General features: G+C 37.8%; 9 protein-coding genes and 1 riboswitch. Of the genes, 3 read left to right on the top strand and 6 right to left on the bottom strand.

The window, feature by feature from the left end; all coding sequences use genetic code 11:
• Nucleotides 1-6: 6 nt before the first annotated feature.
• Nucleotides 7-534, bottom strand: coding sequence for an REP-associated tyrosine transposase (locus DCC35_RS03980; protein ID WP_137089570.1), 528 nt, complete (start codon nucleotides 532-534; stop codon nucleotides 7-9).
• A 379-nt stretch (nucleotides 535-913) separates the two neighbouring features.
• Between DCC35_RS03980 and DCC35_RS03975 the strand changes: the two genes are divergently transcribed.
• Nucleotides 914-5,071 (top strand): CHAT domain-containing protein, encoded by a 4,158-nt coding sequence (locus DCC35_RS03975; protein WP_137089569.1) that lies wholly within the window; start codon nucleotides 914-916, stop codon nucleotides 5,069-5,071.
• A gap of 519 nt (nucleotides 5,072-5,590) precedes the next feature.
• Here DCC35_RS03975 and DCC35_RS03970 read toward each other — a convergent pair.
• Both DCC35_RS03970 and DCC35_RS03965 read right to left on the bottom strand, forming a co-directional pair.
• The gene (locus DCC35_RS03970; RefSeq protein ID WP_137089568.1) at nucleotides 5,591-6,502 is read right to left on the bottom strand and encodes a hypothetical protein; all 912 of its coding nucleotides are present in this window, start codon (nucleotides 6,500-6,502) and stop codon (nucleotides 5,591-5,593) included.
• Nucleotides 6,490-7,647, bottom strand: coding sequence for a CHASE2 domain-containing protein (locus DCC35_RS03965; protein WP_217495911.1), 1,158 nt, complete (start codon nucleotides 7,645-7,647; stop codon nucleotides 6,490-6,492). Before DCC35_RS03965 ends, DCC35_RS03970 begins: the two co-directional genes overlap by 13 nt.
• A 160-nt stretch (nucleotides 7,648-7,807) precedes the next feature.
• Between DCC35_RS03965 and meaB the strand changes: the two genes are divergently transcribed.
• Together meaB and DCC35_RS03955 are read left to right on the top strand one after the other, a co-directional pair.
• Nucleotides 7,808-8,821 carry a methylmalonyl Co-A mutase-associated GTPase MeaB gene (meaB, locus tag DCC35_RS03960; RefSeq protein ID WP_137089566.1) on the top strand — a complete coding sequence of 338 codons (1,014 nt, stop codon included), beginning with the start codon at nucleotides 7,808-7,810 and terminating at the stop codon, nucleotides 8,819-8,821.
• A gap of 216 nt (nucleotides 8,822-9,037) precedes the next feature.
• The gene (locus DCC35_RS03955; RefSeq protein WP_137089565.1) at nucleotides 9,038-9,400 is read left to right on the top strand and encodes a hypothetical protein; all 363 of its coding nucleotides are present in this window, start codon (nucleotides 9,038-9,040) and stop codon (nucleotides 9,398-9,400) included.
• A gap of 1 nt (nucleotide 9,401) precedes the next feature.
• Here the strand turns inward: DCC35_RS03955 and DCC35_RS03950 are convergent, their stop codons facing one another.
• From DCC35_RS03950 to DCC35_RS03940, 3 genes are read right to left on the bottom strand one after another with little or no spacing between them, the layout of a single operon-like run.
• Nucleotides 9,402-10,097, bottom strand: a complete 696-nt coding sequence (locus tag DCC35_RS03950; protein ID WP_137089564.1) for a Dph6-related ATP pyrophosphatase — start codon at nucleotides 10,095-10,097, stop codon at nucleotides 9,402-9,404.
• Complete coding sequence (locus DCC35_RS03945; protein WP_137089563.1) at nucleotides 10,084-11,124, bottom strand: YncE family protein; 1,041 nt, start codon at nucleotides 11,122-11,124, stop codon at nucleotides 10,084-10,086. The genes DCC35_RS03950 and DCC35_RS03945 overlap by 14 nt, the downstream gene beginning before the upstream one ends.
• 1 nt (nucleotide 11,125) lies before the next feature.
• The gene (locus DCC35_RS03940; protein ID WP_175402707.1) at nucleotides 11,126-13,057 is read right to left on the bottom strand and encodes a TonB-dependent receptor plug domain-containing protein; all 1,932 of its coding nucleotides are present in this window, start codon (nucleotides 13,055-13,057) and stop codon (nucleotides 11,126-11,128) included.
• Between the two features lie 97 nt (nucleotides 13,058-13,154).
• Nucleotides 13,155-13,343, bottom strand: a riboswitch (cobalamin riboswitch).
• Between the last annotated feature and the right edge of the window lie 69 nt (nucleotides 13,344-13,412).

Genomic DNA, 13,412 nt, shown 5'->3' with positions numbered 1-13,412 from the left:
ACGATATTAAAAATAATCTAATTTTATAGGACCTTTACGAATTCCATAAAAATCACCAGCACTACTTAATAAATAATCTTCCTCCTTTTCAACGATCCCCGCTTTAACTGGATTCATATGAATATAGTTGGCTTTCACATCATAGAAATTGTCAGTCGTGATCTCCTCACCATGATAACCTCTTTGCCAAAACCATATGTTCCCCTTATAGTTCAAAGCAGATAGTAGCCAATCTCGCCTTTTCTCATTCATATTACCTTTAATCGCTGAATAAATTCTTTTAGCTGTAAATTTTTTGAAGTCGCGAATTATATCGCTCAAATCTTCATTTTGCGCTTTTAAAATAAAATGACAATGATTACTCATAATTACCCAGGAATATATTTCTAGTCCCTTTGCTTTTTGACAATGCTTAAGGCTATCGATCAATATTTTCACATACTCACTTTTTGTAAAAACATTTATCCATTGATGCACTGTAAAAGTCACAAAATGAACAGCTCCTTGATCTTTAATAACATAGCTATACCCCATAATTATCAAATAAAATCCTATGAAGTGGTTTGAAATTGACTCAAATTTAAAGACTGGGACTTTCTTTGCTTAAAAATAAACGTTTAAAATATTAAGCTATTAATTCGGATTACAAATCCTATGATAACAGTTCGACATTGCAAATGTCGAACAGCAGCTTTCTCTAATGATTCAACCTTACAAAATGAAGCTGCCTTTTTAACTATAGCTACATCATTAACGCTCTTCGGAATTTGTAATTCCGAAGCCTTATCCACGGATTTGTAATCCGGTAATCACACATAACGAGACTTTTATAACCCAACAACTCCCTGATTTTAATCTCATTAACAATATTTTTTGTTATTTTTGAATTCGGTGTATTAGATTTTTTTCAGTTATGCGATATTTTTTAATTCTGCTTACTCTTTCAACATTTGTCTTTTTTAATTCAGAAGCTCAAAACTCGAAGCTTGACAAATACATTTCGAAAATCAATGACGAAATCGTTGAAGGTGATTATGATAAGGCTCAAAAATTCAATGAGAAACTGCTGAAAAAATCTGAAAAGAAATACGACACAAACAATCCGTACTTAGTTGATCATCAACTCTATAAACTCAAACTCAATTTTTACACAGGCCAGCCTAAAGAATTAATTAAGGACTTTACAAAGCTTACCGAATTGATCAATGTTCTCTATAAGAACGATGACCCAAAAGGACCCTACTATATCCTCGAATCAGCTGAGGTTTTTTCCGACTATGGAGATATCCTGTTATCAGATAGTCTTCTGAACCTGGCAGAAAAAAGAATAACTGAAAATAACCTTCAACGTACAGGTAGCTACCTTTCTCTCTACCGGCTTATTAAAATAAAAAATCTCACTAAAAAAGGTCAGTACAATGAAGTATTCGATCTGTTTAATGACTACAATGAATTTTTTGGACAACGTCTTTTTAAAGCTCAATCCTCAAAATCAGAAAATCTAACAACAGTTATTAACCATTATTCATCCTGGAATAACTATTATGGTCTGGCATTAGCGAGATACGGAGAAATTCAGAAAGCTTTTTCACACCTGACCTCTACCGCTACTTTTATCAGAGGCAAAAAGGGAGACGATACTCAGGGGTATGCCGAAAACAAATTTTTTACAGGGATGATTGCTAATGAAAATGGCAGCTTTGATGTTCCTGAAGAACTTATCGACGCCTATCATGAGTTCAAAGGAGCTGAAGACAGTCACTTTCTGAAAATGCATATCCTAAGGGAACTGGCACTTGCATATTTATACAGAGGTGACGAGGGCGGCTACCGGAAATATGAAAGCCGATACGAAAGAGAGGCCCGGTCATATGATGAGTCTTCAATTTATAACCTGCATCACCAGGCACTAAACACTGGAAGAAAATTAACAGACTCTGAACTTTCTTCAGTTGAAAACACCCTGAATATCATCCTAAGCTCGAATTCATTACCGGAGAATTATCCCGGAAAGTTAAACTGGTATTATTCTCTTGCTGAGGTTGCCATTTTAAAAGAAAGCACCCAAAATGTAGAGAGTTATCTTAACGAGGCTCTTGAGCTTAAAAAGAACATTTACGGAGAAAATTCTGTAGAATATCACTGGTCTAAAATCGACCTGGCAAATTTTTATGTTGATTTTACTGCAAAAATTAAATTAGCAGGGGAGATTTATGAAAATAGCTATGAAAAGATACTAAAAGATCAATCGACCAATCAGCATACTAAAGTTCTAAATTTACTGAATCACCTCGCCACATATTACGAGGTAGCTGATGAACATCAAAAGGCCATACAAACTTTGGAAGAAGCCAAAGATGCTACTGACAAAAAATTCAGAGGCGTTGAAGATGATCCTGCAAGAGCAGTTCAACTGGAATACATGGCTTCACTGCAAGTTAAATTAGCAGACTATGGCCAGGCCCGATGGAACCTCAATAAAGCATTAGAGATCCTGGAAGAAAATAAAAAAGATACAGAATACGGTATCTACTATCCAAAAGCTCTTTTAACAAAAGCCAATTTAAAAACCATCGAAGCCGAATATGACGAAGCTGAAGAACTTATCGAAGATGTAGATAAGCTGATCAGAAAAGCTGACATAATAATGCAGTCGAAATTTAAAAGCTTTAGCACGGAAGCCGAAAAAGCAAAGATCTATCTGGCTATCGGTGAATACGACGAGGCATTGGAAATTATCCACACTCAGCTCGCTGATACCAGAGCAAAATATGGTGAAGATCACTTTAAAATGATCGTTCCCAATACCCAAAAAGCAGAACTGGAGTTTATATATGGTGATTATTCAACCGCAGAAATATTTGCTTCAAGGGCCAGAAACATTGCACTATCTTTCTATGGAGAAAACACTTCTAAAGCGATTCAGCCAGCAAAAATACTGGCCAAACTAAGTACTGCTATTGGAGATTATGAAAGCGCGGAAGAGTTAACTCGTGAAGTGCTGGAAACACAGATAAAGTATTTTGGAGAGGAACATATAGATGTAGCATCTTCTCAGGCTTACCTGGCCTTACTACTGAATTACCAGAATAAGAATGAAGAAGAAATTGAGATGCTTTTTAAGAAAGCAATAGCTACTCTCGGCTCAAAATTAGGAACGAAGAACCCTGAGTTTGCTTCCGTATCAAAAGACCAGGCAGTCTATTATATCAAAAAGAAAAGATATCAGGAAGCGATGAGGCTTCTCAACCATGCCGAAGATGTTTATGAAGATAAAATCGGAAGAAGAAACAACGTGAACCTGGCGTCAATTCTTTCCCTTAAAGGTGACTGGCATTACAGTAAAAAGGAATATTCTAAATCGGAAGACTACTATGAGGATGCGAGAAAGACTCTCCGCAAGATCTTTAATGAAAAGCATCCTGAATATGTGAAAAACACAGCTAAGCTTGCCAGATCAGAATATATGCAGGGCAATACTAAACGAGCTGAATCATATCTCCAGGAAGCTCTGGATAATCACCTGAATTATCTCACCGATTACTTCCCCGCCCTTTCTGAGAGAGCCAAGACACAATACTGGAATACAATTCGAGATGATTTTGAATTCTATCACTTCCTGATCAGCAAAAAGGATGATCCAAAAGATAAGGAACTGGAGCAGGCGTATGATTACGCATTAGTTACTAAAGCCATTCTACTTAACTCAGGGCTTAAGTTGAGAAACCGAATTTTAAATTCCGGAGATGAAGAACTGATCGACATGTTTGAAACCTGGCGTATGTCTAAAGAATTGATGGCACAGGCAGTATCAATGAGTGCCGAAAGACAAACAGAACTCGGCATTGATATTAATGATCTTTCCAGACAAACAGAAAAGCTTGAAAAGCAACTTACCAGTAAGTCAGTATTATTCCTGCAAGAAGAAGATCGTAATAAAATCACCTCCAATGACGTACAAAAGAGTCTCGATGACAATGAAACAGCTATTGAGATGGTTCGAATCAGAACTTTTGATCAGTATTTCAGTGACAGCGTGATCTATGTCAGCTACATCCTAAATGATAAAGAGATCAAACGGGTGAACTTATCAAGAGGTAATTACATGGAATCGAAAGGCCATGCTCTATATAAGAATTCAATCTATTTCGGTATTGAAGATAATGAATCGTACGATCTATACTGGAAGTCAGTTGCTAATCAGATCACAGATGCTTCAAAAATCTACTTTTCACCAGATGGTGTCTATAACCAGATCAACCTGGAAAGTTTAAGTGATGATAACGGTAGCTATGTGTTTGATGAGTCCAACATTATACTGGTAAGTAATACCAAAGAAATCTACCAGAAAAGAAATAATAGTGAGATTGAGAACAAAAATAACAAAGCAGAAATCATCGGTTCACCATTGTTTTATACAAGCAATGATGTGCGAAAAAAAACGATAAAAGCATTGCCTGGAACGAAGAAAGAAGCTGAAGAACTCAATTCATTACTTTCATCAAAAGGCTGGACGACCAATACCCTGACAGGTATAGAGGCAAGTGAAGAACGAATTAAAGAAATCAAAAACCCGAAGGTATTTCACGTGGCGACCCATGGCTTCTTCAATGAAGGAACGGACCAGGGACCTGACCTGCAAAATCCTTTATACAACCCTCTTTTGCGTAGTGGATTGCTGCTTACCGGTGCAGGAGATTTATTAGCCGAACATCCGGCAAATTACAATGCGGATAATGGCGTGTTAACCGCTTTTGAAGCGATGAATATGGACCTTGACAATACTGATCTGGTAGTATTGAGTGCCTGTGAAACAGCAGGTGGAGATATCAAAGTTGGCGAGGGAGTTTATGGATTACAGCGAGCTTTTTTAGTAGCTGGAGCAGAAACACTGGTAATGAGTCTTTTTAAAGTAGACGACAAAGTAACCAGTGAGTTCATGATCACCTTTTACAAGCAGATGTTAGAAGGCAAAGACAAGAGAGAAGCCTTTTACGCAGCGAAGAAAGAAGTAAAAGCCAACTACTCCCAACCAAAATACTGGGCACCATTTGTTATGATTGGGATGTAATTATTATATCCTTGCCACCATGCCATGGTTCCTGTCAACCGCTGGCGCAAGCATCCGCTTGTGCCTTGACACAAAGTTTTACCAAAGTTCCGAAGTCCTATACCTTAATTTGTAATCCAGCTTTGAAATTAAAATTAAATTCGAATTGAAAACATCGGTCAACTACTACAACCCAGCCTCTGATTTCAAGTGTCTCCACTTGAAATGTATAACATATTTCACCTTGCCTGTGGAGACACAGGCAAGCAATGTAGCAGTTTTTATTTACGATGTGGACCAAATAATTTGAAACAGCAAATCCAGCGTTACAAACGCTGTTCTCCCACACCCTCGTTACGCTTCGCTAAACAAGGGCGATGAGGCAGCTTTTTAATTTGGATACTACTATTTCTTAAATAAAGAAAACTACATCATTAACCGACATCCTATCATCCTCCTATCCTACCCATCTTAGTTCAGACAAAAAAAGCCTCCAGAAATAATCTGAAGGCCATTATTTTAAATTATTAATATCTCGTTTTACTCTGCGCTCGCAGCATACATTAAATAGGTATTTCTGAATACCTCTACATCCGGAGCTAATTCTACCGCTTTATGATAGGCACTTAATGCATCAACTCTCAGTCCGTGCTCCTCAAAGAAAGTTCCAAGGATCAACATGTCCAGTGCATTATCCTCACTAAGTGTTGATTTCAATTTATTCAGCTCTTCTTCGATCTCTTTTCTTTTATCTTCTTCAAGTTTCTTGATTCCTACCTTGTTTGATGTAACCATCGGACGTCCATCAACTGTAACTGAAATCAATAACATTTTTGATTCGTTAAAAGGAGCTTCGTCAAAACTTAATGTATAACTGGTATCCTGGACTGCTTCTTTCTTTAAAACTTCGTTATAGATGTTTTTTACCTCCACAAGGTAATTCGGATTATTGATATCAGGCATGCTTGTCCAGGTGATATTCACTTCCGGTCCATACGCTTCACTCAATTCAGGCATCAACACAAGGATCTCATCATCTGCGCGCTTCACCGCCCCGGTAACATTCATATACCGTTCCTTATTTTTATTGATGTCTTCGTTTTCTGATTCTGAAAGCTTATTAACGACAAATTCAGCATATTTATCACTCAATTCTGTGCTGCCTGCTGAAGCGACTGCTTTGTCATTGATCGCCTTTAGGTCATAAACCCCGGCTTTTTTGATCTCAAATGTTTTACCGGTCTGGTGGATAAGTCCAACATAAGACCCGTTTGCGGTTTTAATTTTGGAATCTCCCGAAAGTTTAACTCCTACTTTCAAAGGCTTCCATGCAGAACCACTTTCTGAATACTGGTTAGCTCCACTTACAGCTAATACTCTAAAGCTATTACTTTGTGCTGTTAAATTAAGGGTTAGTCCAACAGTGAATAAAAAAATTATTACTCTGACCATGATAGTTTTGGTTTGATCTTTCTTTTAATCTTTGTACTTATATTTTTAATAACTCCATTATATATTTCGAGCATATCTCCCGATAAAGCAATTGCGATTATAGCTAATTCCAAATGCATCTTATAGTTATAAACCGCAAAAACGTAAATAATTACGAAAAACAAAAAAATCACCTCGACCAACTGGATTAATTTCGTAATGCCGTCATACCAATCAGGCAGACGATAGTATACTATCATAAAGCATGCCACATTTAACAGACAAAGTAAAATAGCCCAGATAAGTGATTGCGCCGGCCCCATTTCATTAATGTAATCCTCATCCAGTATCATACTGATTATATTAGCATGAATAACGGCTCCGAACATATCGGGATTGGTCCTGCCGGCATAATTAACATTCAACGGAGTGATATATTTATCTTCCCAGCTCGGGTCCAGTATATTTTCACCCAAGTAACCGAGTATTACTATCCTGTCTTTAATTATTTCCGGTTCAAAATTTTCTTCAAGTATCTGAAATGGATCGACAGATAGGTATCTTCCATGGAAAACACTGTACCCATAAGGGTCAAAGATATTTCTCCGGAAATTAATCAGCTCATAAGGATTTTTTCTTTCAAGAAAAGCCGATGTTTTCTCTGGTGAATATTTCATTGCTAAAGCAACACTAAATGCATTCATCGAATCCATAGTTGTTGGTTCAGCAGGAGAAAAAGAACGACATGTTTTTAATTGTTCCTGGCTCCCGGCCGGTGAGATCAGGTTGGCATACGAAAGAGTTCCATGCTCGAGAAAGGATTCAGGGGGAGTAATTACATTAAATATTCCTGAAGAGCTATCATAATCCAGCCTTGAGATCATCACCAGATTTTCACTTTCAGCCATTGCGAACTTTAGCATCAGGTCACTGATTGAATCTTTAGCACCATCAAATTCGATGTCGACACCGATTACTTTCGGGTCATACTTATTTATAATTTCAAGCTGTCGTGCTATCCCGGCACGATTGAGCTGACCAATATTTACCAGGGTGATCCGCTCATCATCCGTTGGCTCATCTCTGAACTCAATAAAGGCAATGTCAGTGAAATCAAAATCTGCTAGTGCTTCTCCTACCGGATCAAGAAAATCTAATGAATTCAAAAACTTCCCGGCGATAAAAATAAAAGCAAAAATAAAAAAAGTGGCCCCGATAACATGACGAAAAAATTTCCCGGAGCGTATTCTAAAATCCGAATTCCGCTTCATGGGGACAAAATACGGATAATTAGTTAAATTCCAGCAAAATTTTTAATATCTGTTCATGGACCAGGCAAACAAAAGGAGAAAAAAAAGGCGACTGACGAAAGAAGAATATCTAAATGGCATCTTGTCCAGAGATCGTTTTATCCTTAGTAAAGCGATCACATTAATTGAAAGCACGAGAGATGATGACAGGGAACTGGCAAAAGATATAATCAAAGAAATTCCAAAAAAGGATGATACAATCAGGATTGGGATAACCGGTGTCCCCGGGGTCGGAAAAAGTACATTTATTGAATCTTTTGGCTTAAAACTAATAGAAGAAGGTTATAAGATCGCAGTTTTGACCGTTGATCCGTCCAGTAGAGTTACCAGAGGCAGTATTTTAGGTGATAAAACAAGGATGGAACACCTGAGTCGTAATCCAAAAGCTTACATCAGACCTTCGGCAGCCGGTACATCACTTGGAGGAGTAGCGAATAAAACCCGGGAAACGATGCTTTTATGTGAAGCCGCTGGTTATGACATGATATTGATTGAAACTGTTGGAGTGGGCCAGAGTGAAACTATGGTCAAGGAAATGGTCGATTTCTTCTTATTATTAATGCTTAGTGGAGCCGGTGATGAACTTCAGGGAATTAAAAAGGGAATTATGGAAATGGCAGATCTCGTTACCATTACAAAAGCCGATGGTGATAATGTGAAGCAAGCTGAACGTGCCAAGCGAACATATAAAAATGCCATGCACCTTTTTCCTCCTAAACCAAATGGCTGGATTCCCCAGGTAACAACCTCCTCAGCAATTAAAAATGAAGGGATGGATGATGTCCTTTCTGTAATAAAAAAATTCGTTTCTCAAAACCGGGAATCAGGACACTTTGAAGAAAACAGGAAAAGTCAAAATTTATATTGGTTTAATACATTGATTTCCGAGGAACTTCTTGACCTTTTTTATAAAAACTCAGCGGTAAGACAAAAAATTTCGTCGATAAAATCAGGAGTTTTGTCGGGAAATATTGACGCTTCGGCGGGAAAAGACAAGTTACTTGACATTTTTCTTAGAAATAGTCTTTGAATGTTAAACTTTTTTTCTATCTTAGCGTTATCACATTAGCATAGTTGATAAATCCTAATGTTTTGGTTGAAAGATGGCTGTCCTCCCCGGACAGCTTTTTTTTTGTTCATACCCATGTATGGAATGTGGATAACCTCACCAATAATATCTTGCTTATTTCGTTTAACTATTATACTTTCAATAAACATTTAAGCTATATAAAGGCACTATATTTTTATGGATAGTTCTGAAGAATGGCTATTGCCAAAAGAAAAAACTGAGTTCAGGCAATTTTTAGACACTAAAAATATCGCTACCTCAGAGAAGCATTCAGGGTTGAAGTCCACAGTTGAGAAATTCAGGACACTATTCAACAGAGCCAATATATTTTTATATTATATTATTGGTTTCTTCGCGGTCTTATTTATTCCGCTTTCCCTGGTCACAAATAGTTTCCAGACAGGAATTTGCCTGGCATTGGCAACATCAGTATTTATTGCCAATTGGTCGGTAACTCACTACCCTCGTGGGTTCTTTTCTCACTCAAATAAAAAAATGCAAAAGGCTCCTGTTAATAAGCAGGACAATTTAAAGCACTAATTTATTTCATATCGATAAATCCAAACTGCGTATCATGTGCTCCGGGACTTGAAGCTGGATATGTTTTCTCTACTATTTCCCCCAGTTCAAAGTCTATTGGTTCCATAAATATCGGACCGTCATAAACAAACGTATGAAATTCTCCATTCTCACCGCATGGATCAACGTTTTCCGGAAGCTCATTGATAAATGAATAATCTATTTCTCTTCCTAAAAAAGATTTGTCAAGTTTTTGCAGACTACAACAAACAACTCTGGCTTTAAACCCAAGATCAATCCATTCCAGCAATAGATCTTTGGTTTTGTTTCGTTCAAAAATCGGGAAATGAGCTGTTAACCCAACCTCCTTCATCTGTTGTTCTCTCAACTCTTTAAGATCCTCGAGAAAAATATCTCCAAATACACAGCCGGAATATCCTTTCTCCTTTAATCTCAAGGTTTCTTCGCGCATAAGCTCCCGATAGCTTTCCATTGATGTCTCCGGTGAAAGGTTAACTGTATGCAATGGCAAACCAATTGATGCAGCCTGCTTTTTAATCAGCTCCCTTCTTACTCCATGCATACTCACCCTGTTTACGGATGCCTGAATAGAAGTGAAAAGCAGATCAACATTTAATCCACGTTTTTGAGCAAAGTACAAAGCCAGAGCAGCGTCCTTACCGCCGCTCCAGCTTATATAGTTTTTATTTTTGGGCATATGAAAATCCATTAGGACCGATTCCAACAGTTTCTTTCTTCACAAAAGTACCATCCTCATTAAATATATGAACTTCTCCATCTGTGGTAAATCCTGTTGAAACTCCAACCATTATTAATCCATTAATCTCATCATATTCCAATCCATAGACACCTTGAACATCGATGAAAGATTGTGTTATTGAGGTCTTTTCCTGGCCTAAAGTATGAACTCCCGAAGAGCTACCCAGGTAGATCAATCCTTCTGCCGAATTATATGATACAGAATTAAAATACTGGCCTTCCGGACCTAATATTTCTTCCTGAAAATTCCCGTTACTGTCGAACTTATATACTGAAGTTCGCCTGGTATCATCTGCTGGCCACGATTTTCCTTTACACACTACCCACACATTACCCGCATTATCTTCAACTATAAACGAAGGGTTAATACCTGTTTCTATTTCCTTATCTAAAGAAAGGTCAGCATTAAATATAGAAACTGTACTATCGGTTGTAAAGCCTCCCCCATTCGGTACCCAGATTTTACCGTTTACTATAGCAGGTTCATTTGGTCCTGCACCTGTCTCTACAGAATCGATAACTTCATAGCTAGATGGATCAATCTCTTTTAACCATCCGTTATATCCATCATTCCAATCAGTGACAAAAATGCCTTCAGGGCCTGCATAGGTATATCTCGGGGAGATCAACCTGGAATCAACAGTTGATATCGAAGTAAAATCGGTAGAGTTAATCACCTCAATCTTACCAGAGTTCTGTACAGTTATAAAAACTTCTCCATCATAGGTAGTTATTCCTTGAGCCTGATCCCCCAGATCAAAATTATTGGTATTATAAAATACATTATTGGTCACAGAAGCATCTGAAAAAGAATAGTATGATAATGAGGCATTACCGTTTCCAAAGCTCCCCTCATTTAATATCAAAATCCCCTTCCCTGAGACCGATGGTTGGGGATCTTCATTATCACATGCAACTGTCAACGCTATACCTAGCGCAATAAATAAAAATTTTAATTGTTTCATCTTAGTGGTTTAATATAAGGTTTATTGAAAGACTGTAATTTCTACCGGGCATGATTCGTTCTCTTCGAACCTCATACGCGGTATCAAAAATATTTTTTACTTCTCCCGCAAAAGACATTGTATGATCTCCTAATGGCATCGCATAAGCCAGGCTTAAATCTGATAAAAACCAGCCATCCAGACTCCATCGCTCATTATTATCCAGAGTGGTATACTGACTTCCGGTATATTGGTTAAAAATGGCAAGTAACCATCTGCTGTGTTTCATAGAAATATTGGCACCAAATACATGTTCGGGTGTGTAAAACAGTTGGTTCTTTTTACCTGTATACTCATCAGAAATAGAATTATCTTCCATCAAGGATGTTCGTGTCAATTGATAATTCAATCTCACTGAAATCTCAGTTTGAGAAAATTTCATTTTAGAAAATGACTCCATCTCAACTCCACGCGACCATACTTTCTGTAAATTCATCGGAGTCCAGTCTCCCTCGAAATCAGGTGCCCAGGTAATCTGATCATTTAAGCTGGTGCTGTACAAATCAACACTTAAGGAAGATCGAAAGGATGTGATTTGAACTGTGTTAATTTCTACACCAAAACTACCACTGATTCCGGATTCCGGTTTAAGATCGGGATTGCCTTTTGCTCCTGCTCCTCGCCAGTATAGGTCATTAAATGTTGGTACTCTAAAGACTCTACTGATTTCTCCATGAGCAGATATCAGATTATTTAGTTGGTGTAATACAGAAAGTGAAGGGGTCAAAGGAACTTTAACATTTTCTACAAGCGTCTGATTAATCCCTCCTGTTATGATCGTGCCGGCTTTTGGTTCGTAGCGTGCAAATCCAAGCACTTCCCCGGTCAGGCGATTTTCTTTTCTCGGGTATCCTTCATTATTAAAGATCACCTCCTCCCTGTTTGCTTTTCCTGTAAAATTAAATGTCCACTTATTCAGGTAGTAATTGTAAATAAAATTGTTTTGCCATCTGAAGCTCACAGTTTCCGACTTGAGGTCTGTAGCATCATTCAAATAAAGAATATTTTGATGATCTACCCCTGTTGTGAGTTGTAGATCAAAATTCTTTTCTTCAATTGAAACATTAAACGCTCCACGATGGTATTCATCGTTTTGCTCCTCCTGAGACCCCATTGTTTTCGAGGCTAAAGGCGGTAGTTGGCTATCTGAATAAAGCCCCCAAAAGGAAGTGGAAAGATATACTTTGTCATTCAGCTGAAATTTATAGTCAGCTGCCAGGGAACCTGATTCCCGGTTAGCATGGGAAAGCCTTTCTTCAGGCGCCCCGCTTTTATAGGTGTTAATAAAAGAATAATCGTTTTCAGCCAGATGGTAAAACAATTTTATGCTTCCACTATGTTTTCCTTTTGAAAAGTTAGTTTTTCCTCCTGCTGAAACACTATTAAAGCTTGCTGCTCTTAAAAATATCTGGCTTTGATTTGCCGGTCTGCGTTTATCATTAATTGGCTTAAGATTTAGAATTCCCCCTATCGCCGCCGAACCTGCAACTGCTGATTGCCCTCCACTATACAAAGACATGTTATCGAAGAAAAAAGCAGGTATCTGCCCAATATTGAGACTCCCGTTTGACAGGCTTTGGAGGTCTATTCCATTCCATAAAATTTTAGTTCTCGATCCTCCGAAGCCACGTTGTGAAATGGTCGTTAAGCCAGTAACACCATAAGACCGAATATGCACCGGAGAAATATAATTTAATCTGGAGGCAAGATCCTGATATGGAACCAGGGATCTGATGACCGAATCTGCTGTATATTTTTTATGAGAAGGAATAAACTTTTCCCATGGAGAAGAAACTACCTCGACCTCATTTAAAACCCGAACAGAATCAGTCTGACCTAATCCCAAAAAGGGAGTAGAAATTAAAAAAATTGATATTAATACTAATACTCGCATTTGAATCATTTTTATTAATGATCCAAAGCTTCTGGTAACACGAATACGTGAAGAATTAAAAGACTATGTCTTTCAACGCTTTTCATCCCGAAAGCCTTGAATGTTGAGCGTTCTGGCAGGTCTCCTGGCTTGCATTACTGTTGTCGCCTTCCCGTGTTTTCACAGTGGCAGATTAGACAGCAGCATCTTAATGCTTACAGTTGCGGGTACAGCTTTCGATTCTCACGAAATTCCCTATTAATTCTCCGGATGATAGTCCTTCGAAACCAAAATGCACTGCAAATGTACAAAGTATTGATGAATTTCATAGTTTTACATCCATATTATTAAATCGCCTTCATTAGCATTATAATTA

The sequence above is a fragment of the Mangrovivirga cuniculi genome (assembly GCF_005166025.1).
In the GTDB taxonomy this organism is placed as follows: domain Bacteria; phylum Bacteroidota; class Bacteroidia; order Cytophagales; family Cyclobacteriaceae; genus Mangrovivirga; species Mangrovivirga cuniculi.
Note: the sequence above shows the minus strand (reverse complement) of the source record. Positions and strands in the feature narration are given on the sequence as shown.

Coding starts and splice junctions, on each gene's coding strand:
- DCC35_RS03980 (WP_137089570.1), bottom strand. CDS start 534: ATGGGGTATAGCTATGTTATTAAAGATCAAGGAGCTGTTCATTTTGTG.
- DCC35_RS03975 (WP_137089569.1), top strand. CDS start 914: ATGCGATATTTTTTAATTCTGCTTACTCTTTCAACATTTGTCTTTTTT.
- DCC35_RS03970 (WP_137089568.1), bottom strand. CDS start 6,502: ATGGTCAGAGTAATAATTTTTTTATTCACTGTTGGACTAACCCTTAAT.
- meaB (WP_137089566.1), top strand. CDS start 7,808: ATGGACCAGGCAAACAAAAGGAGAAAAAAAAGGCGACTGACGAAAGAA.
- DCC35_RS03955 (WP_137089565.1), top strand. CDS start 9,038: ATGGATAGTTCTGAAGAATGGCTATTGCCAAAAGAAAAAACTGAGTTC.
- DCC35_RS03950 (WP_137089564.1), bottom strand. CDS start 10,097: ATGCCCAAAAATAAAAACTATATAAGCTGGAGCGGCGGTAAGGACGCT.
- DCC35_RS03945 (WP_137089563.1), bottom strand. CDS start 11,124: ATGAAACAATTAAAATTTTTATTTATTGCGCTAGGTATAGCGTTGACA.
- DCC35_RS03940 (WP_175402707.1), bottom strand. CDS start 13,057: ATGCGAGTATTAGTATTAATATCAATTTTTTTAATTTCTACTCCCTTT.